General features: G+C 58.2%; 26 protein-coding genes. 3 read left to right on the top strand and 23 right to left on the bottom strand.

The window, feature by feature from the left end; all coding sequences use genetic code 11:
* Positions 1-151: 151 nt before the first annotated feature.
* From Q1M04_RS14830 to Q1M04_RS14815, 5 genes are all read right to left on the bottom strand, one after another.
* On the bottom strand, positions 152-1,609 hold the full coding sequence (locus Q1M04_RS14830; protein WP_297999523.1) for a VirB4-like conjugal transfer ATPase, CD1110 family: 1,458 nt from the start codon (positions 1,607-1,609) through the stop codon (positions 152-154).
* Positions 1,602-1,829 (bottom strand): PrgI family protein, encoded by a 228-nt coding sequence (locus Q1M04_RS14825; protein ID WP_297999525.1) that lies wholly within the window; start codon positions 1,827-1,829, stop codon positions 1,602-1,604. Before Q1M04_RS14825 ends, Q1M04_RS14830 begins: the two co-directional genes overlap by 8 nt.
* Positions 1,819-1,899, bottom strand: coding sequence for a DUF2087 domain-containing protein (locus tag Q1M04_RS16260; protein WP_366140841.1), 81 nt, complete (start codon positions 1,897-1,899; stop codon positions 1,819-1,821). The genes Q1M04_RS14825 and Q1M04_RS16260 overlap by 11 nt, the downstream gene beginning before the upstream one ends.
* Before the next feature lie 47 nt (positions 1,900-1,946).
* Positions 1,947-2,486, bottom strand: coding sequence for a transcriptional regulator (locus Q1M04_RS14820; protein WP_300346962.1), 540 nt, complete (start codon positions 2,484-2,486; stop codon positions 1,947-1,949).
* A 102-nt stretch (positions 2,487-2,588) separates the two neighbouring features.
* Positions 2,589-3,221: a hypothetical protein gene (locus Q1M04_RS14815; RefSeq protein ID WP_297999530.1), complete on the bottom strand. Its 633-nt coding sequence runs from the start codon at positions 3,219-3,221 to the stop codon at positions 2,589-2,591.
* A gap of 327 nt (positions 3,222-3,548) precedes the next feature.
* Between Q1M04_RS14815 and Q1M04_RS14810 the strand changes: the two genes are divergently transcribed.
* Positions 3,549-3,866 (top strand): DUF4368 domain-containing protein, encoded by a 318-nt coding sequence (locus tag Q1M04_RS14810; protein WP_300448535.1) that lies wholly within the window; start codon positions 3,549-3,551, stop codon positions 3,864-3,866.
* 90 nt (positions 3,867-3,956) lie between these two features.
* Here the strand turns inward: Q1M04_RS14810 and rsfS are convergent, their stop codons facing one another.
* From rsfS to Q1M04_RS14740, 14 genes are all read right to left on the bottom strand, one after another.
* Positions 3,957-4,319, bottom strand: coding sequence for a ribosome silencing factor (gene rsfS, locus Q1M04_RS14805; RefSeq protein WP_204791419.1), 363 nt, complete (start codon positions 4,317-4,319; stop codon positions 3,957-3,959).
* A 47-nt stretch (positions 4,320-4,366) separates the two neighbouring features.
* A complete protein-coding gene (locus Q1M04_RS14800; protein ID WP_297999532.1) occupies positions 4,367-5,989 on the bottom strand; it encodes an LCP family protein in 1,623 nt (540 codons plus the stop codon).
* A 1-nt stretch (position 5,990) separates the two neighbouring features.
* Positions 5,991-7,190 (bottom strand): nicotinate (nicotinamide) nucleotide adenylyltransferase, encoded by a 1,200-nt coding sequence (gene nadD, locus Q1M04_RS14795; RefSeq protein ID WP_297999534.1) that lies wholly within the window; start codon positions 7,188-7,190, stop codon positions 5,991-5,993.
* A 25-nt stretch (positions 7,191-7,215) separates the two neighbouring features.
* Positions 7,216-7,542 (bottom strand): ribosome assembly RNA-binding protein YhbY, encoded by a 327-nt coding sequence (gene yhbY, locus Q1M04_RS14790; RefSeq protein ID WP_293279237.1) that lies wholly within the window; start codon positions 7,540-7,542, stop codon positions 7,216-7,218.
* Positions 7,543-7,545: 3 nt separating this feature from the next.
* A complete protein-coding gene (locus Q1M04_RS14785; protein WP_297999537.1) occupies positions 7,546-7,686 on the bottom strand; it encodes a hypothetical protein in 141 nt (46 codons plus the stop codon).
* Positions 7,683-8,294, bottom strand: coding sequence for an XTP/dITP diphosphatase (locus Q1M04_RS14780; RefSeq protein WP_295756968.1), 612 nt, complete (start codon positions 8,292-8,294; stop codon positions 7,683-7,685). Before Q1M04_RS14780 ends, Q1M04_RS14785 begins: the two co-directional genes overlap by 4 nt.
* The gene (gene rph / locus Q1M04_RS14775) at positions 8,294-9,016 is read right to left on the bottom strand and encodes a ribonuclease PH (protein WP_295756966.1); all 723 of its coding nucleotides are present in this window, start codon (positions 9,014-9,016) and stop codon (positions 8,294-8,296) included. The genes Q1M04_RS14780 and rph overlap by 1 nt, the downstream gene beginning before the upstream one ends.
* Positions 9,017-9,221: 205 nt before the next feature.
* Positions 9,222-10,094 carry a signal recognition particle-docking protein FtsY gene (gene ftsY, locus Q1M04_RS14770; protein WP_297293760.1) on the bottom strand — a complete coding sequence of 291 codons (873 nt, stop codon included), beginning with the start codon at positions 10,092-10,094 and terminating at the stop codon, positions 9,222-9,224.
* A 285-nt stretch (positions 10,095-10,379) separates the two neighbouring features.
* Positions 10,380-13,940 carry a chromosome segregation protein SMC gene (gene smc, locus Q1M04_RS14765; RefSeq protein WP_297999539.1) on the bottom strand — a complete coding sequence of 1,187 codons (3,561 nt, stop codon included), beginning with the start codon at positions 13,938-13,940 and terminating at the stop codon, positions 10,380-10,382.
* A gap of 75 nt (positions 13,941-14,015) precedes the next feature.
* Positions 14,016-14,276, bottom strand: a complete 261-nt coding sequence (locus tag Q1M04_RS14760) for a hypothetical protein (RefSeq protein WP_297999542.1) — start codon at positions 14,274-14,276, stop codon at positions 14,016-14,018.
* On the bottom strand, positions 14,242-14,376 hold the full coding sequence (locus Q1M04_RS14755; protein WP_297999544.1) for a FeoB-associated Cys-rich membrane protein: 135 nt from the start codon (positions 14,374-14,376) through the stop codon (positions 14,242-14,244). Before Q1M04_RS14755 ends, Q1M04_RS14760 begins: the two co-directional genes overlap by 35 nt.
* Positions 14,377-14,389: 13 nt before the next feature.
* A complete protein-coding gene (gene feoB / locus Q1M04_RS14750) occupies positions 14,390-16,591 on the bottom strand; it encodes a ferrous iron transport protein B (RefSeq protein ID WP_297999546.1) in 2,202 nt (733 codons plus the stop codon).
* A 74-nt stretch (positions 16,592-16,665) separates the two neighbouring features.
* The gene (locus Q1M04_RS14745) at positions 16,666-16,887 is read right to left on the bottom strand and encodes a FeoA family protein (RefSeq protein WP_297999549.1); all 222 of its coding nucleotides are present in this window, start codon (positions 16,885-16,887) and stop codon (positions 16,666-16,668) included.
* Positions 16,888-16,910: 23 nt separating this feature from the next.
* Entirely contained in the window at positions 16,911-17,123 is a 213-nt protein-coding gene (locus Q1M04_RS14740; RefSeq protein ID WP_297999552.1) for a FeoA family protein, read from the bottom strand.
* 165 nt (positions 17,124-17,288) lie between these two features.
* On the opposite strand from Q1M04_RS14740, the gene Q1M04_RS14735 reads away from it, so the two are divergent.
* Positions 17,289-17,663, top strand: a complete 375-nt coding sequence (locus tag Q1M04_RS14735) for a metal-dependent transcriptional regulator (RefSeq protein ID WP_297999555.1) — start codon at positions 17,289-17,291, stop codon at positions 17,661-17,663.
* 84 nt (positions 17,664-17,747) lie between these two features.
* On the opposite strand, the gene Q1M04_RS14730 is transcribed toward Q1M04_RS14735, so the two are convergent.
* Positions 17,748-18,335 (bottom strand): DUF3793 family protein, encoded by a 588-nt coding sequence (locus Q1M04_RS14730; protein WP_297999557.1) that lies wholly within the window; start codon positions 18,333-18,335, stop codon positions 17,748-17,750.
* Between Q1M04_RS14730 and Q1M04_RS14725 the strand changes: the two genes are divergently transcribed.
* Positions 18,324-18,539 carry a hypothetical protein gene (locus Q1M04_RS14725; RefSeq protein ID WP_300448525.1) on the top strand — a complete coding sequence of 72 codons (216 nt, stop codon included), beginning with the start codon at positions 18,324-18,326 and terminating at the stop codon, positions 18,537-18,539. The genes Q1M04_RS14730 and Q1M04_RS14725 overlap by 12 nt on opposite strands.
* An 8-nt stretch (positions 18,540-18,547) precedes the next feature.
* On the opposite strand, the gene Q1M04_RS14720 is transcribed toward Q1M04_RS14725, so the two are convergent.
* The 3 genes from Q1M04_RS14720 to Q1M04_RS14710 are packed head-to-tail and all read right to left on the bottom strand — an operon-like array spanning position 18,548 to position 20,811.
* A complete protein-coding gene (locus Q1M04_RS14720) occupies positions 18,548-19,312 on the bottom strand; it encodes an ABC transporter permease (protein WP_300346973.1) in 765 nt (254 codons plus the stop codon).
* Positions 19,313-19,324: 12 nt separating this feature from the next.
* A complete protein-coding gene (locus Q1M04_RS14715; RefSeq protein ID WP_120390387.1) occupies positions 19,325-20,050 on the bottom strand; it encodes an ABC transporter permease in 726 nt (241 codons plus the stop codon).
* Positions 20,047-20,811, bottom strand: coding sequence for an ABC transporter ATP-binding protein (locus tag Q1M04_RS14710; RefSeq protein ID WP_300448517.1), 765 nt, complete (start codon positions 20,809-20,811; stop codon positions 20,047-20,049). The genes Q1M04_RS14715 and Q1M04_RS14710 overlap by 4 nt, the downstream gene beginning before the upstream one ends.
* Positions 20,812-21,082 lie beyond the last annotated feature (271 nt).

Here is a 21,082-nt window from a genome sequence, read left to right as displayed (position 1 = left end):
CATGTGCCCGCCCCCTGAAAATCAATCTCGTTTTCAGGGCCTTGCCGCACATTTTTTTGCCTTTGTCAAGGCTTTTTTTCTTTTGGAATTTATTGGTTAACTTAATGGCATTGCTCAAATTGAGACGCGTTTTTTCGACAAGCGGGGGAAATCATTTATCCCCCGGCGTAGTACTCCAAAGCCTGTACAGTTCGCCGCTCCGGGGAAACTCATTGGCGAAAGGCACGATAGAGCCACCAATTCGCAGGAGGCCGTGCCCAGCCTCGGCCCCGGTGACGTGGCCCATCTGCGTTTCGGAAATGTTCAGCAGCCGGGCAAGCTCCGCCCGGTCTGTTGCCGCCTGATTCAGCAGGACCAAAAACTCACTATTGGCGAACATGAGCCGGGCCGTGTCGGAGCGCAGACATTCCTCCACGTTCTGCGTCGCTCCGGTCATAGCCGCCCCGTACTTTCTGAACCGTTTCCAGCATTTATAGAGGAATTGGGCGCTGTAGTAATATTTGAAAAACAGGTAGATTTCATCTAGGAATACCCATGTGTACTTCCCGGCCAGCCGATTTGCGGCAACCCGGTTCTGGATCGTCTCCATGGTGACGTTCAGCGCCGTGGGCTTCAACTGCTCCCCCATTTCATAGAGGTCAAAGGACACAATCCGATTTGCGATGTCGGCATTGGTTTCATGAGCGAACATGTTCAAGCTGCCCTCCACGAACAACTCCGAGGCCAGGGCAAGCTCCTGGGCCTCCTGCTCCGGCTGGCGCTTGACCTCATTCCGCCAGTCAGACAGGACGGGCTGGCGGGCCTTGCCGCCGCTGAGGATGAAGTCATGGTAGACGCTGGCGGTGCATCGGTCAATGATAGACTTGTGGAACGCGCCAAGCTGGCCTACGCCCATCTGCTGTTCGCAAATGCTCATCAGCAATTCGGACTTCATTGCAACGGGGTTCTCCCCCGCGCCGTAGCCCTTGGAGATTTCCAGGGGATTGATATGGTGGCGGCTGTTGGGGGAAATCTCAATGACGGCCCCGCCCAGGGCGCGGATCAGGTCGGAGTATTCCCGCTCTGCGTCAATAACAATGATATAGCTGTCCAAAGCCTTGGCCCCACTGTCCAGCCTGCCCAAGTTCTTGCTTAGATCCGCGTCTACCCGGTGAAAGAAAGTCCGGGCCTCGTCTACATTCTTCCGGGCCACGGAGACGGTGATGTATTTGTCCTGTACCAGATTGTTGCTGGCGGCGGACTTTTCGGACATAACGGCATTGTATTCCTGACGGTACACGTCCAGTCCGTCCCCCTTCTCCCGCATGAGGACGCTTTTCTGAAAGTCCGTTCCGTTGAGACGGCGGTTGTTGATGGTGATTTTGGTGGTTGCGTCTGTAGGCAGGCTGTTGAGAACAGCGCAGTAAGAGCGGAACATATCCTCTTGGTCCTCGTGGGAGGCCAAGGTATAGTTGATATCGGCAAACCGCCATGTCTGCGTGAATTTGCCGTTGCTCTGCCAGATGCCGTCCCGGAAAATGCGTTGGACCGGGATAGACTGCTGCACGCTCCGGGGGATGAAAAAACGGGTCCGTTCGCTTCGGTTGGCGGCGGCAAGGGTTTTAATCATGCTTTCGGCCTCCTTTCCTCTCCTGGGCCTTCAAATAAAGATTTTCAGACTGGAATACTCTGGGTCCCACACATAGGATTTGGGATTTAATAAAGGCCCAGGCGAACTGCTCAAAGGTTAGGCCGTTGTACTGGAAAAAGCCCGTCACGGCAATCGGCACCGCCGCAACGATGCAAACCCAGCTCGCCGTTGATATTACAGTGTTCCTATTAAAACTCATTCATAGGCTTGAGAATTTCATTAACTTCTTGCTCACTGTATTTTTTTCCATATTCAAATTGTTCAGCTATTTTTCCAAGGATAACAACCTTTTTCTTTTCTTTGGGCGAAAAAGATTTTAGTACAAGAGGTTGAATACTGGAAAAAAAGTCTCAACAATGTGTTGCTTTTCATCCTCTGTGATAAGATAGCGATCATCCACATAAATTGCATTATTATGAATGGGAATGATCTGTTCAGTGGTTGTTGGTTCATCCTCAAACACTAATTCATACATGGCTAAATAGAATTTAGCCTGTTTTGCCCTTTCCCTAAATGTAAAGCGTTGTCTACGAATTGTAGCCTCTGTTACATTTAATTTTTTTGCCATATCCTTATCAGATATTTTTGAATAGAACATAGCAAGTAAATCTCTCTGGTTTTGGGTTAGAGTATTATACTTTGACTCCGAGCAAAGCAACTGTGTCAAATTGCTATCGTGGGACTGACTAATGTGTTTCATTACCGCAGGTTCAGCCATAAAAAAGTTTCCCTCAATTTGAAACACCTGGCCAATATTAAATACCTGCCCACAATGATTGCAGACAAAAACATCTTGCTCCTTGTCATACTTATACCCTTTTTTGATTTCATCAAGTGCCATTTTTCCGTAGTCCATATTTCTTCTCCTTTCTTATAAACATGTTATACTTTTGTTTATTATAATTGTCAACAATGAAAAAATGGTGAAATTGAATACTACTAAAACTGAAATTATATTTCATTCACATAATTTAACCCGAAATGTAGAATGATTTAGGATGATATGAAAATGAACCAAGATATACGCTTTTACTGTCATGCAAGACGCCTCCTTATGAAAATCATAGCAGGAATACCCTGACGTCCTGAAAAGGACGTTAAAAAGCCTAGTACGCGCAAATCCTGGAAACGCTCCTGAATTGTTCCATAAAACTTGAAAAAACCACTTAAATGTGGTATAATAAGCAATAGAAAGAAGCCGCTTTTCTGAGCAATTAAAACTTTCTTTTTTCGCTTCCCAGTATTTATTGAAAGCAGGTACATAGCCATGGAACCACCAATCAGTATCAATCATGTAACCTTCAATACAGGGAGATATGAACAAATCTCCATCAGGAATTTCAAATTTCCTCCCTATGACCGTATCGCATTGCATCACATCATCAACCAGGCCACAAGTCTTGAAGGCGTTGACATTGATGATAACATTATCCTTAAAATCAACGCCGATACATGCAGATACACAGCCACGTTTGCCTATGGTTCCTACGCCGCCAACGAGACTTTCTTGATTTCCGCCGGTGCGAAGACTAGGGACGCAATGAATGGGCTTTGGGACCGGCTCCGTGAATCCTATGCTCCAAAGTACCAAGTATCGACCCCACTCAAACGCAAGCCAACTGGACCTATGGTGGTCGACATTCTGCTCCCGTGCTCCAGGCCGGAGGTGTTAGCCTATCTGCGCAGCTCCGATTGTTATAACCTTTGCTTACGCCTTGGCTGGGCGATGCCCTGCCTGGAATGTATTAGAGTGTAGATACACGCAGCCCCGCCCATTGCCTGCGACGCTTTGAACGCTCGGACTGTGGCTGTAAGGGAGTCTCAATGTCCTGTCCGCGTGTCGCTGCCCGCAAGGTGCCGCCCTTGCTTTCCGGCGTGACGGGTGTCGCTCGGCTTTTCCCCGCAGGGGAAAAGTGTCATGGAGCGTCCGCCGTGTAGCTCGGCGCGAACAGATCGTATCCGTTGCCCTATACTGCACCGCCGTTATCTTGCGGGCTTTCTTTGTCAAGGTTCAGCAGATCGGGCGGTCAGACCGGGGAAACTAAGACCGCCGTACACCGGGCCCACCGACCTGACCCCCGCACTCCTGCGGGAGTTTGTGGAGAAAGTGGTGGTTCACGCCTCGGACAAATTCAGCGGACGCCGGGTACAGCGGATCGATGTGCATTATACGTTTATTGGGGAGATCGACTTGTCCCCGGAGTACAGCAAGTATGAAAAAGAGACAGCCGCATGACGCTCTCGCATCATGCGGCTGTCTCCTGTCAGGAAAACTTCTTTATCAGGGTTCCCCTAAGGTCTCTCTCCCGCTTTTTCTTCCGCCGGTTCAGTCCGCCGTCAGCACGCCGCCGAGATCCAGGGGCTTCCCATCAGACCAGAGGCGCTCTAAGTCATAGAACTCCCGGGCCTCCTGGGAGAACACATGAACCGCCAGGCAGCCGTAGTCCAGCAGCACCCAGGTGCCGTCCCGGTGGCCCTCCCGGTGGAGGGGGGCCTCTCCGGCCTGTTCCTTCATGGCCTTTTCCACCGCGTCGCAAAGGGCGTTGATCTGGGTGTTGGACCCGCCGGTAGCAATGACGAAGTAGTCTGCCAGGGTGGTCAGATCCGTGATTTCAATGGCGGAAATCTCTTTGCCCTTTTTCTCGTCCAGGGCCTTGGCGGCAATAATGGCCAGCTCCTTCGGTGTCATAGACATTCCTCTCTTTCCTAAAAATATGTGAATGGTGCCTTACGCGCTCAAGCGGCGGGGTCCGGCCCGATGAGGGTGAAGCCCGGGTCCGCCGGGAGCTGGGGATCCGCGGGAACCTCCGGAGCGGGCTCCGCGGGTGCCGGGGGCTCCGGGTCTGCCGGCGTGGGGTCCGGCACGGTATTGGGCATCTCCGGGGCAGGAGGCGCCGGGGTGCCGCTGTCCGGCGGGCTGACGGGCGTCGTTCCCCCAGGCTGGGCGGACCCATTGGAATCCGTGGTTCCGCCGCCGTTTTCGCCGGAGCCGATCGCCGTGTCCGGCGGTCCGGTGACCAGGGGCTCCCCGGTCTCCGGGTCAGTGGGAACGATGGGTTCGCCGGTCTCCGGGTCCACGGTGATGGGCAGGCCCGTCTCCGGGTCGATGGGATAGCCGTTTTCGTCCACGGCGGGCTCCTCTTCCTCCGGCTCGTCCTTGGGGGGCGGCAGGGCCGCTTTCTTATCCTCCACATAACCCGTGGAGGAGCTGACGGACCCGTCGGCGTTGACGGACATGATGTCCAGGTCCTTCATGGTGAAGACCTCGCTGAAGGGGCTGAGCTCGTTGTTCACCAGAGCCAGCAGCTCCTTGGCGTTGGGCACCACATAGGACTGCATATTCCCCACGCTCCGGCTGTAAGCGTACTTGGCCCGGTTGGGCATGGTGACAAAGTTCACATCCTCCGTCTTCAGCCCTCCCATCACCGCCTGCTGGCCGAACCAGAGGATGTTTTGGAAGCTCATGTCCGTTTCCACGTTCTTGTTGAACGCCTCAATGAGGGGGCCCACCTTGGTCATGTTCTTGGGCCGCAGGAGCTGATCCACCATGGCCTTCAAGAATGCCTGCTGGGTTTTGATGCGGCCCAGATCGCCGTCCGGGTAGCCCCTTGTGACGCCGTTTTTCCGGTTGTCATGGCGGTAGCGGAGGACCTGCATGGCGTCGTCCCCGCTGAGAAGGCGGTAGCCCGCCGTCTGGTGGATATGGAGATCCTGATAGGGGTCGTCGTAGTTCATGTCCTGGGGCACGTCGAAGTACACGCCGCCGATGGCGTCCACGATCTCCCCCACGGCGTCCCATTCCACCACCACCTGGAAGTCCGGCTCAAAGCCCACCAGCTGGGAAATCTCCTTGTAGAGGTGCTGGATGCCCCGCTCGCCGCCGCCGTAGTAATTATAGACGGAGTTGATCCGCTTGATGTCCCAGGGGACGTTCACCATGGTATCCCGGGGGATGGACATGACGGTGGCCTTTTGGTTCGTCACGTCGTAGCTGGCCAGCAGCATGGTGTCCGTATTTCCGCCGCCGCCGGTATCCCGGCCCAGGACCAGGACGGTCCAGTAATCCTTGCTCTTCCGCTCTCCATCGCCGCCACGGGGCCGGAGGCCCTCGCCGTAGTCAATGGGCTCCGGCCCGTCGGGCTTGCCGTCCCCGTCTTTGTCCACGGTATTTTGAGGGTCGTTCCGGACGGGCAGCTCCGGCCGGACGAAGAGGCTCCGCAGGGCCAGCGTCACCGCCAAAGCGATGGCCAAAACCACAACCACCACAATCAAAATGATCTGCTGGCGGGTCAGCTTCCCCTTCCGGGGGGACTTTGGCTTCTTCCCGCTGGGCGCCAGCCGCTTTCCAATATCGCTCATGTTATTCTCTCTGTCCTTTCAGTGCGTCCCTGGCCTCCAGGGTCTTGGGATGGATGGGGGCGTTCCGGCCCTCCATCTCCCCGATGGTCATTTCCAGGCCCAGCAGCAGACCTGCGTCCAAATCCTCGTAACAGGCCCGCCGCAGTTCCTCCACGCCGGGAAAGTCCCGGTTGGGCTCAATGTAGTCCGCCAAATAGATGACTTTTTCCAGCAGCGTCATGTTCCCCCGGCCGGTGGTGTGCCAGCGGATGGCGCCGGTAATTTCCCCGTCCGTGCCGAAGACCGCTTCCGCCACGCCCGCCCCGGTCTTGGCGTGGAGGAGCTTGATTTCCCGCCGCTCCATCTCGTCCAGGGGGACCTGAAAGCGCTCCGCCAAGGCCAGCTGCTCCGGGAGGTTCAGCTTCTTGGTGCAGTCGTGGAGCAGGGCGGCCCTCCGGGCCTTGTCCGCGTCCGCCCCCCAGCGCTCCGCCAGGCGGACGGCCTCCTGCTCCGTGCCCAGCACATGGGGAATGCGCCGGTGGTTCAAACAGCTCAGCGCCACGGGCCGGAGCTGCTCCAGAGGCAAATTTTTCAAGTCCGCCGCCGTGCCGTAGAGCTTCTCCCGAAGGATATAGCCGTACACCGCCGGGGCCAGGAGCCCTCCGCCCTCTCCCCCTGCCAGCCGGTCCCGCAGCTCCGTGGAGCTGACGTCCACCACGCCGGGGATGCTGAGGGTGAAGATCCGGGCCTGGGGATGCCTCCGGCAGAGGAAGTCCCGCTGAACGGAAAACAGCTCCTCCGTGTCCGCCTCCGTCCGCCCGAAGGCGGCGATTCCCGCCGAGGCGAGAATACGCTCCGGCTCATGCCAGGTATGGAAGGTCAAAAACATGTCCGTCCCCATCAGCAGCCACAGCTCGTCCTCCGGGTATTTCTCTTTCAAGCAGGCCAGGGTGTCGGCGGTATAGCTGCTTCCCTCCCGCCGGAGCTCCAGATCCAGGACCTCCGCCTTGTCCCCCAGGCCGGTCTGCTCCATGGCCAGGCGGGTCATTTCCAGCCGCTGCTCCGGCGTGGGACTGCCGGGGGGCAGGATTTTATGCGGCGGGTGGCCCGTGGGAATTATCAAGAGTTTATCCAGTTTCAAAAGCCCGGATACCGCCCGGGCGGCGGTAATATGTCCCAGATGCGGCGGGTTGAAGGCCCCGCCGTATAGGCCGATCTTCAAAATGGAAGCCTCCTCCCAAACCGGATCACGGTTTCTTCTTCCGCTCTTTTACCAATTGGATGCGCTTCTCCTTGGGTTTGGAGTGGGTTTCCCGGTACAGGACAAACTTGGTGCCGATGACCTGGACCACCTCGCTGCGGGTGGCCTTGGCCAGCTCCTCCGCCGCCGTCCGGGCGTCGTATTCCAGGTTGTTCTCCAGCACCTTCCCTTTGATGAGCTCCCGGGCCTCCAGGGCGCCGTCCGCCTGTTTGACGAGGTTTTCCCCGATGCCGTCCTTGCCAATTTGCAAAATGGTGTCGATGCCGTTTGCCAGGCCCCGCAGTTGGGCCCGCTGTTTGCTTGTCAAATCCAATGCTCAATCTCCTTTCAAAAGTCCGATCACGGCCAGAAGAAGCCCGCCGGCGCCGCAGCCAACGGCAATGAAGTTGTTGAGCGAAAACGAAATGCCCAGCAGACTCAGTGCGATCCCCAGAAGCATGGTCTTAACGCCGTTCATGCTCCCGCTTCTCCCTTGCTCAGATACGCCCTCAGCTTCTCCGTGAAGGCCGCCAGGGCCTTTCCACGGTGGGAAATTTTGCTCTTCTCCTCCGGGCCGATCTGGCCGAAGGTCTTCCCCTTCTCGGGAATCAGGAACACCGGGTCATAGCCGAAGCCGCCCTCCCCCAGGGGGGCGAAGGCGATGGCCCCGTCACAGCGGCCCTCCGCCTCCAGGGTGTCCCCATTGGGAAACGCACAGGCCACGGCACAGGTAAAATGGGCCGCCCGGGTGGTCTGGCCCCGAAGGTTCTGAAGCAGCAGACGCCGCCGCCCCGCGTCGTCCAGTCCCTCCCCGCCGTAGCGGGCGGAGTAGACCCCGGGGCCGCCGTTCAGGGCGTTTACGCAGAGGCCGGAATCGTCGGCAATGGCGGGAAGACCCGCCGCGGCGCAAACCGCTTTCGCTTTCAGCATGGCGTTTTCGGCAAAGGTAGTCCCGGTCTCCTCTACGTCCACCTCCACCCCGGCCTCGGCGGGGCTGACAACCTCCACGCCCAAGCCGGACAAAATCGCCTTCATCTCCGCCAGCTTCCCGGGGTTGTGGGTGGCCAGCACAAATTTCTCCGCCATCAGAATTTCCCTCCCAGCGCTTCTTTCTGCTTGGCAAGCAGTTCCTTGCAGCCCTTGGCGCACAGGCGCACCAGCTCCTGCTGTTCCGTGGGACTGAAAGCCCGGCCCTCGCCGGTGCCCTGAATTTCAATGAGCTCTCCCAGCTCGTTCATCACGCAGTTCAAGTCCACCTGGGCCCGGCTGTCCTCGCTGTAGCGCAGGTCCAGCAGGGCCGTGTCGTCCACAATCCCGGCAGACACGCCGGTGACGTAATGCCGGATGGGGCTGGCGCCCAGATCGCCGTTTTCCACCAGCCTCCGGCAGGCCAGCGCCAGGGCCACAAAGCCCCCGGTGACGGAGGCCGTCCGGGTCCCGCCGTCCCCCTGGAGCACGTCGCAGTCGATGGTAATGGTCCGTTCCCCCAGCTTCCTCATATCCACGGCGGAGCGGAGGGACCGGCCCACCAGGCGCTGAATCTCAGCGCTCCGGGGGGATAATTTCAGCTTGGCGACATCCCGGCGGCTCCGCTCCCGGTTGGCCCGGGGCAGCATGGAATATTCGGCGGTGACCCAGCCCTCCCCGTAGGGGACGTGGGGCGGGGTCTTCTCCTCCACACTGGCGCAGCAGAGGACCATGGTGTCCCCGCACTGGATGAGGCAGCTGCCCTCGGCGAATTTGATAAAATCGGTCGTAATGGTCACAGGCCGCAGCTCGCCCGCGGCCCGGCCGTCCTCTCTGGTCAAGTCAATTCCTCCTCCAATTATATACCCCTCCAGGGGTCCAGGGGCGCTCCCCTGGTTTTCCGCCCTTGGCGGAAAATAAATTTAAATCATTTTCCTGACGACATGCGCGTCAGGAAAATACCCCGGCCCCAGCCGCCTTGGGCGGCGGCTCCAGTCCGCAGACTGGAGGGGGGAATCTAAAGGGGGGACGAAGTCCCCTCTTTATCTAAATGATCGCCTCGGCGTACTCCTCGGAATCGAAGGGCCGGAGATCGTCGATGCCCTCGCCCACTCCGGCGAACTTCACAGGCACGCCCAGCTCCTGGGCAATGGCCACGGCGATGCCGCCCTTGGCGGTGCCGTCCAGCTTGGTGAGGATGATGCCCGTCAGCCCCGCCGCCTCCTTGAAGGTCTTGGCCTGAATCAAACCGTTCTGGCCCGTGGTGGCGTCCAGCACCAGCAAAGTCTCCCGGGCCGCGCCGGGGCACTCCCGGTCGATGATCTTGGAGAGTTTGGCAAGCTCCGCCATGAGATTGGCCTTATTGTGGAGCCGCCCCGCCGTGTCGCAGAGCACCACGTCCACCCCCCGGGCCTTGGCGGCCTGAAGGGCGTCGAAGAGCACCGCGCCGGGGTCCGCCCCCTCGTGCTGGCGGATCAGGTCCGCCTTGGACCGCTGGGACCAGATTTCCAATTGGTCCGCCGCCGCCGCCCGGAAGGTGTCCGCCGCGCAGAGAAGGCACTTCTTCCCGCCGTAGCGCAGGAGGTTCGCCATCTTGCCGATGGAGGTGGTTTTCCCCACGCCGTTGACCCCGATGAAGAGGAAGACGCAGGGGGAGGTGGAGACGTTCACCTCCGTGGTGCCCACATTCAGCGTGTCCACGATGATCGCCCGCAGGGCGGCGCGGACCTCCTCCTGGCTGACGAGTTTTTCCCTGCGGACCTTCTCCCGGAGCTTCTCCACAGTCTCCACGGCGATTTCCATGCCGAAGTCGGAGAGGATTAAGGTCTCCTCCAGCTCCTCGAAGAAGGCCTCGTCGGCCTCGGTGTAGGTGGTGAACAGGTTGGTGGTGATCTTTTTCAGCTTGTCAAAGAAACCCATAGGCGCCTCCTGGTGGTTTTCAGCCATGAAGATGGCTGGTTCTTTGCACCCCCCGTTTTCTCTTTTCCTTCCAGAAGGAAAAGAGAAAACGGGCCGTGCACGGTCCAAAAGAGAAAAGGAAGTACGGCCCCTGCGGGGGGGCGTGGGACGGGGGACGCGCAGGAGGTGCTTCCTCCGGGTACGCATGTCTATCGCCCGCGGCGTGGTGCAGGCGGGGGGTTAGGTGGTTATCGAATGGACTTCCTCCTCTTTCCGCTGCCGCTCCCCTCTCTACTCTGCTGGACTCTACTGGATGTCCAATTCCTTTGCCATGTCGTTCAGATTGATGGTCAGGATTTTGCTCACGCCCTTTTCCTGCATGGTCACGCCGTACAGCACGTCGGCCTCCTCCATGGTGCCCCGGCGGTGGGTGATGACAATGAACTGCGTTTTGCCCGTCAGAGCCCGCATGTACCGGGCGTAGCGGGTGACGTTCACGTCGTCCAGCGCCGCCTCGATCTCGTCCATGACACAGAAGGGGGTGGGGTGGACCTTTAAAATCGAGAAGTACAGCGCGATGGCTACAAAGGCCTTTTCCCCGCCGGACAGCAGGGAGATGGTCTTGAGGGTTTTCCCCGGCGGCTGGGCCTTGATCTCAATGCCGCAGTTCAGGATGTCCGTCTCGTCCTCCAGCTCCAGCTGGGCCTGTCCGCCGCCGAACATCTCTAAGAACGTAGCCTGGAAGCTCTCGTTCAAGAGCTGGAACTGCTCGGCAAAGATCCGGGTCATCTCCCCGGTGATGCCGCCGATGATGGTTTCCAGCTCCCCCTTGGCCTTTTCCACGTCGTCCCGCTGGTCCGTTAAATAAGTATACCGGGTGTTCACCCGCTCATACTCCTCAATGGCGCCGATGTTCGGCGTTCCCAGGGCGGCAATGCCCTTTTTCAGCTCTCCAATACGCCGGGCGGCCTTGGGGACGCTCTCCAGCTCGATGCGCTGGGCCTGGGCGTCGGAGTGGCTGAGCTCATAGTGCTCCCAGAGGCGGTCGATAATCTGCTTTTCCTCCATGCCGGAGGTGGCCAGCTTCTGCTCCAGCCGGGAGGCGGAGCGTTCCAGGTTCAAGAGGTTTTCGTTCATCTCCTGGCTGGCCTTGTTCTGGGCGGTCCGCCGGGCCTCCAGGGCCATTTTCTCCTCGTTCAGGGCGCTCAGCCGCTCCTGGCAGCTCTGCCGCCGCTGGTTCAGGGCACCCATGTCCTCCCGGCGGCGGGCGATCTCCGCCTGGGCCTTTTCAATGGCCTCCTGGTAATTCCCAAGCGTTTCTTCCTTCTGCCGCCGGTCTCCCGTCAGCTCCGCCGCCAGGCGGCGCAGGTCCGCGGAGCGCTGGAGGGCGGCGTCCCGCTCGGCGGTCAGGGCGGCCAGCTCCTCCTTCCGGGCGGTGACCTCCTCGCTGAGGGCGCTGGACTGGGCCAGAAGCTCCGACTGGCCGGAGAGGGCCTGGCCGGCCTGTTCCCGGTATTTCGCGGCCTCAGCCTCCTGCTGGGCGACGGTTTGCTCCGCCCGATCCTTTCGCTGCCGGTTCTCCTCCAAATGCCCGGTGAGGCTCTCCAGCTCTCCCGTCAGGTTTTCCAAATTCCCGCCCAGGGATTTGAGCAAAATGTCAAAGTGGTTCTTCGCGCCTTCCAGCCGCAAAACCTCGTCCTCCGCCTGGCGGCGCTGGCCCTCGGCGGTCTCCAGGTCGTACCGGGCGGCGGACAGGTCCCGCTGGACCTGCTCCTCCTCCCGTTTCACCGCCTCCAGGCGCTCCCGCATTTCGGCGGAACGGCCGTGGAGTTTTTCCAGCTCCGCCGCCCGGCTCAGCACGCCGGCGTTCCGGGACGCGGAGCCGCCGGTCATGGAGCCGCCCCGGTTGATGACCTGGCCGTCCAGGGTGACGATGCGAAAAGCGTTATGGTACTTCCGGGCCAGGGTGATGCCGCAGTCCAGGTCCTCCACGATGACCGTCCGGCCCAGGAGGTTCTGGAAGATGTTCTGATACCTCGGATCGAAGCTCACCAGCCGGGAGGCGATTCCCACGAAGCCCAATTCCCTTTCCACGCCGTTCTGGCGCAGCTCCTCTCCCCGGATGGCGGTGAGGGGAAGGAAGGTGGCCCGGCCCCCGTCCCGCTGCTTCAGGTAGCCGATGGCGGCCTTCGCGTCCTCCTCCCGGTCCACAACAATGTTTTGGAGGCCTGCCCCCAGGGCAATTTCGATGGCCACGGTGTACTGCTGATCCGTTTTCATCAGCCCCGCCACGGGGCCGTGGACTCCCCGCAGGTTATTCTGGCACACCAGCTTGACGGCCTTGGAAAAGCCCTCGTAGTCCTTTTCCATCTCCGTCAAGAGCCGGATGCGGTTTTCCAAAGCCCCGGCGTCCATGGTCAGCTTCATCCGCCTGTCCGCAGCGGCGGCGGCCTTTTTCTCCCGCTCCTCCATCCGCAGGCTGTGGCCCGCGATGATGTTGGCGGCGGCCTGGGCGTCGTCCCTGGCGTCCTCCAGGGCGCGTCGGTTGGCCTTGGCTTCCTTTTGGGTCTGCTCCAGCTGCTCCTCTATGGCGGCCTTTTCCGCCTCCACAGCGCTCCGGCGCTCCTCCAGCTGCCCGTTTTCGGCGGCGAGGGCGGCGGTTTCCGCCCTGGCGTCGGCGGCTGCGGCCACGGCCATAGCCTCCCGGCCCCGAAGGGCCTCCGCCTCGGACTGCTGGCCCCCCGCCTGGGCGGCGGCGGCCCGGGCCTTTTCCAAAAGGGCCTCCAGGCCCATGTTCAGCTCCCCCAGCCGCCGGGACAGGCCCTCCGCCCGGTCCTTCTCCTGGGCGGACTGGGCCGCCAGGCCCCCGGCCCGGCTGTCGGACTCCACCAGCTCCGCCTGGGCCCGGTCAATGTTCTCCCGATTGTGGGCGATGCCGGTTTCCAGCACCGCCACGGCGGCGGACTGGTCCTTCGCCTGGGCGTCCAGCTCCCCGGCCTCCGCCCGGACCTGCTCCGCCTCCATGTCCTTTTGGCGCATTTCCTCGCCAAAGCGCTCCCCCTCGGCATAGAGGGCATCCAGGGCGGCCCGGGCCTCGTCCCGCTCCTTCTCGGCGGCGTGGAAGTCCATCTCCAGCTTCCGGGCGCTGATTTTCAGCGCGTCCAGATTTTCCAGCCACACGGAGATTTCCAGCACCCGCAGCTCGTCCCGCAGGACGAGGTATTTTTTCGCTTTCTCCGCCTGGTCCCGCAGGGGCTCCACCTGGAGCTCCAGCTCGGAAATCTTGTCGTTGATGCGGACCAGGTTTTCCTCCGTCCGCTCCAGCTTCCGCTCCGCCTCTTCCTTCCGGTGGCGGAAGCGGGAGATACCGGCGGCCTCCTCGAAGATCTCCCGGCGCTCGCTGCTCCGGGTGGAGAGGATTTCGTCAATTTTGCCCTGGCCGATGATGGAATAGCCCTCCCGCCCAAGGCCAGTGTCCAGAAACAGCTCCGTCACGTCCTTGAGCCGGACGGATTGGCGGTTGATGTAGTATTCGCTCTCCCCGCTGCGGTAATACCGGCGGGTGACGGCCACCTCCGCCTCCTCCATGGAGGGGAAGATGCGCTCCGTGTTGTCCAGCACCAGCGTCACCTGGGCGAAGCCCACCTGCTTTCGCTGCTCCGTGCCGCCGAAAATGACGTCCTCCATCTTCGCGCCCCGGAGGCCCTTGGCGCTCTGCTCGCCCATGACCCAGCGGATGGCGTCGGAGATATTGGATTTTCCCGAGCCGTTTGGGCCCACAATGGCGGTGATATCCTCCCCGAAGTTCAGGACGGTCTTGTCCGGGAAGGACTTAAAGCCTTGAATTTCCAGCGCTTTTAAATACACGTTTCCACCTCTGCCGAAGCTCCGTCAAAGGGGGCTTCAATAATCAATTAACTATAGCAGAGAACGCGCCGCATTTCAAGATAAAATCTGTAAAGCTATCGCTGCATGATAAACAACAAGAAAATGGACTGTCAGCCTTCCTACATCCGGATCATTTCTGCCCAACTCGTAAATCGCCAGCAAATAGCGGAGGTGGGCCTCCCGTAATTCTGTCATATAAATTGTTTCCTCCCCAACGGGAGAAGGCATGAGCAGACCTGCTGCCCATGCCTCCTCACTATGTTTTGCTGAATTAAAGTTTTCAGTGACAGCCGCGGCAGTTTCCGCAGTCGCCATTGCAGCCCCCGCCGGATTTATGGGATTTCCATAAGGACCGGACCGCCAGTGCCACAACGCCTGCCAGTGCCAGCAGGACGACAATTTCTCCAGGAGTCATGTTCCGCTCCCCCTTACTGCGCGGCAGCCACAGAGGTCAGCCGCCGGGTACTCTCCTCGCCCTGATAGCCCTTGCGCAGCAGCAGGTACAGGATTCCCGCCAGCAAGACCAAGGCGACGGCCGTTCCAACGCCAAGCACCGCCTCTCCGGTGACCAGCCCGCCCAGCTGGAACACAATCAGGCTCACCACATAGGCAAAGCCGCACATATAGCCAATGGCGCCCAGGGTCCATTTCGCGTTGTTCATTTCCCGCTTGATAGCGCCCATGGCGGCGAAGCAGGGGGCGCACAGGAGGTTGAAGATCATGAAGGAGTACGCGGCCATGGCTCCGAAGTCCGCACCAACGGCGGCATAGATACCGCTGGCATCCTCCATCAGGTCCGCCTCACCGGCGTAGTGGTAGGCAACGCCAAAGAAGTTGACGACCTCCTCCTTGGCGATGAGGCCGGTGAAGGTGGCGGTGGTGGCCTTCCAGGCCATGTCACCTACCCAGCCCAAGGGGGCAAAGATCACGGCGACACCGCCTCCAATTGCGGCCAGCAGGGAGTCGTTGTTGTCCTCCACGGCCTGGAACACACCGTCCACGACTCCGTAGCCCATGAGGAACCAGAGGATGATAGAACTCAGGAGGATGATGGTCCCCGCCCGCTTGATGAAGCTCCAGCCCCGCTCCCAGGTAGCCCGCAGGACGTTGGAGGCGGAGGGGGCGTGGTAGGCGGGCAGCTCCATGACAAAGGGTGCAGGTTCCCCGGCAAAGGCTTTGAACTTCTTCAGCATGACGCCGGAGATGACCACGGCGGCGATGCCGATGAAGAAAGCGGAAGTAGCCACCCAGGGAGAATCGCCGAACACCGCGCCCGCGAACAGGCCGATGATGGGCATCTTGGCTCCGCAGGGGATGAAGCCGGTGGTCATGATGGTCATTTTCCGGTCCCGGTCCTGCTCGATGGTCCGGGAGGCCATGATGCCGGGGACGCCGCAGCCGGTGGCCACCAGCATGGGGATGAAGCTCTTGCCGGAGAGGCCGAAACGGCGGAAGATGCGGTCCATAATGAAGGCGACACGGGCCATGTAGCCCACGTCCTCCAGGATGGCCAGCAGCAGGAACAGCACCAGCATCTGGGGCACAAAGCCCAGCACCGCGCCCACGCCGGCCACGATGCCGTCCTGAATCAGGCCGTAGAGCCAGCCGCCCTCGGCCACGCCCAAAGCGCCCAGGATGGTGTCAAACAGGCCGGGAACCCACTCGCCAAAGAGAACATCGTTGGCCCAATCGGTTCCCATGGTGCCGATGGAAATGGCCCAGCCGCCCATGGCAATGGCATAGATGCAGAACATGACCACGGCGAAAATGGGCAGGGCCAGAATTCGGTTGGTGACGATCTGGTCGATTTTGTCGGAGACGGACAGGCTGCCTCTCGCCGCTTTCTTTTTCACAGCCTTGGTCACAACGGAGCTGATGTAGGAGTACCGCTGGTTGGTGATGATGCTCTCGGCATCGTCGTCCAATTCCTTTTCACAGTCGGCGATGTGTTCCTCAAGGTGGGATTTCAGATCATTCGAAAGGTTCAGCTCCTCCAAGACTTTTTCGTCCCGCTCGAAAATCTTGATGGCATACCAGCGGAGATACCCGTCCGCCACCTTACCCTGGATGGATTCCTCAATGTGGGCCAGGGCGTGTTCCACGCTGCCGGTGAACACATGGGGCAGCTCCCCGGCCTGATGGCGCTGGGCCAGAGCCACGGCTTTCTCCGCAGCCTCCAGGCCGCCCTCGCCCTTGAGGGCACTCATCTCCACCACCTCGCAGCCCAGGGCGGTCCCCAGCCTGGCCAGGTCAATGGTATCGCCGTTTTTCCGCACCAGATCAATCATGTTCACCGCCACCACCACGGGCAGGCCCAGCTCGATGAGCTGGGTGGTGAGGTAGAGGTTCCGCTCAATGTTGGTGCCGTCCACGATGTTGAGGATGGCGTCCGGCTTTTCGTTCACCAGGTACGACCGGGCCACCACTTCTTCCAGCGTATAGGGGGACAGGGAGTAGATGCCGGGCAGGTCCTGAATCACCACATCCTTGTGTCCCTTCAGCCGGCCCTCCTTCTTTTCCACCGTCACCCCGGGCCAGTTGCCCACATACTGGCTGGAGCCGGTGAGTGCGTTGAACAGCGTGGTCTTGCCGCAGTTCGGATTGCCCGCCAGGGCAATTTTGATGTCCATTTTGTTCTCTCCTTTCAAATGTTAGCTTTAGCTAACCTGCGAGGTAAATAACAGCGGCCTTCTGCCGCGTTCGTTTACTGGACTTCGATCATTTCCGCATCGCCCTTGCGGACAGACAGCTCATAGCCCCGAACATTCAACTCCATGGGGTCGCCCAGGGGGGCCACCTTGCGTACGAAGATTTCCACGCCCTTGGTGATGCCCATGTCCATGATCCGGCGTTTCACCGGCCCTTCTCCGTGGAGCCGTGCCACAGTTACTGTCTCGCCCACTTTCGCGTCTTTCAGTGTTTTCATTTGCTCTCCTCCCTTTTGTTGTCTTAGATCATGATACGATTTGCCATGGTTTTGTCCAGCGCGATCCGGCTGTCCTTCACCTGGACAATCAGGTTCCCCGCGCTCTCGCTTACCACCGTCACATCGCCGTCCACCACAAAGCCCAACTCCGCCAAGTGCTGACGCACCTCGTCCCTGCCGGAAATCTTGCGAATGGCGGCCGTTTCGCCCGTCTTTGCCATTGTCAGCGGCATCATTTCTCTGCCTCCCTCTGCAATGCGGTTAGCAAAACCTAACCGTGAAATCAGCCTCAGTTTACTACCACTAACCATTGTTGTCAAGTCCCATTGAAGAAAAACTTGCTTTTTTAGTTAGAATGTGCTAACCTATGCATAGACGCACCAAAGTGAGGAGGCTTTTTTGTGAATATTTACGAATCCGCTGAGGACTATTTGGAGCGTATTTTAATGGTTCGAGAGAGAAAGGGCATTGTCTATTCGATTGACATTGCCCATGAACTGAATTTTTCCAAGCCCAGCGTCAGTGTGGCGATGAAGCGTCTGCGGGAAAACGGGTATATTCAAATGGACGCAGATGGTGCTATTACTCTATTGCCGCCAGGGGAGGAGATTGCCCAGCGCATATATGCCCGCCATCAGCTTTTATCGGAATTTTTGACGCAGTTGGGAGTATCCCCGGAGAACGCTGCTACGGATGCCTGTAAAATTGAGCATGACATCAGTGAGGAGAGCTATGAGCGGATCAGGGAGGTCACGCTTCAAAAGCGGACGGAGTAAGCGTTGGTAATTGGGTTCCTGTTATGATGCGGAGTACCGCTTCAAAGGAAAACCGCCCCTTACAACCAAGAGGCGGTTCTCCTTTTATGCTGGGACTGCCAGCCGTTCAATGGGTATTCCTTGCTCAAACATGGCCACATAGGTCTGGATGCACTTACGGTAACACGCGAAACATACTTGCATTTCTGCCGGATTACCGTAAGACTTCCAGAATCCGCAGCAGGTAAAATTCCGCCCCCGGTTTTCAATGAATCCAATCACATCCCGGAGGGGATACCCCAGAAATATACCAATTTCATGAGGAAATTCCGACTGAGTTTCCAAGCGGCAGGCAAGCTGTACCAGCAAGCCGTCCAAGTCCGTGTCAATATATCCGGTGTTCCTCAAAAATTCCTGATACGCATGGTCTGTCAGCAACTGCTCCAAATGGTTCCGCCGATACACATAGACGATTACTGAGCCGGAGTTAGGGCGTTCCAGAAGAATCTGAACTTCGAGTCCAAGGGGTGATAAACGCTCATTCCACTGGCAAACTTTCTGCCGGGGAACCTCCAGTGAAGCGTGCTTGAAGCAGAAGATACTTCCTGGCTTTATCCCGGCCAGTGTGGGGGCGCACTGCCGGACCAGTACGCCCTCAAAGGTCCGGGAAACACCGCTAGCTTGGCTTACCACGCCGCCAACTTCCTGCCCAGCTCTTTGCAGGCTTCCTCGCCCGCTGCGTCCTCCGGTAAGGACCCGGGCCTCAAGATCGGGAAGGACCACAAGCTGGCGAACTACCTCGGAGGGGTCCTAAAGAACGGCTATCGGTCCCCGGAGGCCGCCCTCGAGGAAATTGCGGTTAAAGGGATGGAATTTGATACTATAGCAATCCAATAAAATTGCGATTACCTCATTTCCTTTTTTCCAAATTGTGTGACGGACAGGGCAAGCAGAGCAGCGAATACAGCGATTGCACAGGGCAGGAACGGCATCAACGCAAATGCGGAATCAGAGGTTTCCGCCGTAAAATCGTGCAGAGAGCAGGACACCAGATAGCCGCTGTAACAGTAGGGATACGCAATCCAGAGCGGCGTGTTGGCGGCCAGAATACCGGGGATCACCAGCAGCAGGTTTAGCCCCACGGAAAGCAAAGGCTTTTCAAATAACACCGTGATAGCCCACATCGCCGCCAAGCATGGGAGCATGGTCAAAAACAGCCCCACGCACCATTTCAGAAGATAGAGAACGGGCAATGTTTCCGTAATACCCATTGTTGAAGCAGCCAGCATACCGGCAACTACGAACACCGCCAGAAAGACAACCATTTCCATGAATAGGTAGAACATCAGGACGCAAAACTTTGCCAGAGAAAGGGCCTTTCGGCTCACCGGCAGGGCCAGCATTTTCAAAATGCCATTGTTTTGTGTTTCCCGCCCCGCAATCATCACGCAGACCACGATCATGCTCAGCGGCAGCAGATAGTAGGCGTAGACCAGGGCGCTTTGAATAAACATAGCGGGCCATGCGCCCAAGTACTCCGGCGTGAAGTACCGGCTTAACGACGCTACCCCGGAGGCCACTACCAGCAGCGGGGCAATAAAAATCAGCGGAACGATCTTTGAGCGTTTCACTTTCATAAACTCAATGCCAAGCAAATCCAAAAAGTTCATGCGACTCCTCCTTTACTCATAGCGCTTACTTTTCGCCATCCACAGCCCAAGGCCAAGGAAAAGGAGCGTTTCGACCAGAGCAAACAGCACCACCAGCATATCGGGCTGTGCGCTCATAGCCACCGCAGGTTTGAACATCACAATGAACGGATGCACCATCAAGACCGCCACAGCCGACGATGCCAGGGCCATCCCGCTTAAAAAACCGGCCACTCCCACGCCAAGGGGAACCCACATATTTTCAAAGCGGGAGGAGATCAGCACCATAAAGGACAGCACCGGCATGGATGTGATGAACGAATAGGCCGTAAAGCGGAGCAGCGTTCCCATTTCAAATGTCCCTTGGGGCAGATCGCTCATTCCGATTTTCATGAGCGCCAGATTTTCCAGAGCCACCGCCACAAAGAGTATGACGGTCAAGATCAGGAATTTGCAGAGATACATCCCCGGTACGCTCATGGGAAGCATATACATCTTTTTGATTGCGCTGCCCTTAAACTCCATGTTGTAGACCATGCAGGAGGCGACAACGATACCAAACAGGTTCAGTATCATAATCATGCCGTAAAGCTGGGTCAGCAGTACGTCCATCGGGGCCAGCGGAAGATTGAGCAGCGTATCTTTTCGGACAAGGAAGTTGACAAAGGCATAGGCCGCGCCTAAAATACCGACAGCCAGCAGCACCGGGATCACCCCTGTCCGCTTCTCTTTCCGAAGTTCGATCACAAGCGCCCTCATAGCTTTGCCCTCTGCTTTCTGGCGGCATTGTCCTGCTCCACGATGGAGAGGAACACATCTTCCAAATTGTCAGCGGACATTCCCGCCTGCCCTGCGCTGTGCCGCAGATCATCCAAGCTGCCCTCAAACAGCAGCCGTCCATGATTGAGGATGCCGATGTCGTCCGCCATCAGCTCAATTTCCGACAGCATATGAGAGGAAATGAGGATGGTGCAATCGTACAGATCAGGCAGGGATTTTACCAGATTGCGAATTTCATGGATGCCAGAGGGGTCAAGGCCGTTGGTCGGTTCATCCAGAATGAGGATAGGCGGACGGCCCAGCAGCGCCCCGGCGAGGCCAAGCCGCTGTTTCATACCCAGGGAATACTTCTTTGCGAGGCGATCTCCAAATTCGGACAGCCCCACCAGCTCTAGGGCGTCCTCCACGGTGTTTTGACCCAGGCCCAAAATCCGGCGTATCACATCCAGGTTTTCCCGGCCCGTTAGGTTGGCATAGAACGAGGGGGCCTCAATGAAAGAGCCAATCTCCCGCAAGATTTTCAGCCGGTCATTTGGAAAGTGTTTTCCATCAATGGTGAAGCTGCCCTTTGTGGGGGCGGTCAGTCCTAGGAGCATCTTCATGGTAGTGGATTTGCCCGCTCCATTGGGGCCGAGAAAGCCGTAAATACTACCCCTGCGGACGTGAATAGACACATTGTTGACGGAGGTAAAATTTTTGTATTTCTTCGTCAACTGCTCTGTGGCGATGATATAGTCCATAGACACATCTCCTTTCTGCCCCTATGGTACAGTATCAACCTGACTTCTACATTCTCTTGTCCTTACTTTTACCTTACTTTTTCATAATGGCGTTCACAAAGCGGGTGGGCCGTGTTATAATCAAGTTGCAAGTTGACAAATCGGAGTTAAGGAAACGCTGATTTAATCCCCCGAAATGATAAAAGATGTGATAAAATAAGGGAAAGGGGGCGCGGAGTATGAAACAGGAAAGTTTTAGCGATATGGAATATAGATGCCGGAAAAAGAAAAC

This window comes from uncultured Oscillibacter sp. (assembly GCF_950073225.1).
GTDB lineage: Bacteria > Bacillota > Clostridia > Oscillospirales > Oscillospiraceae > Oscillibacter.
Note: the sequence above shows the minus strand (reverse complement) of the source record. Positions and strands in the feature narration are given on the sequence as shown.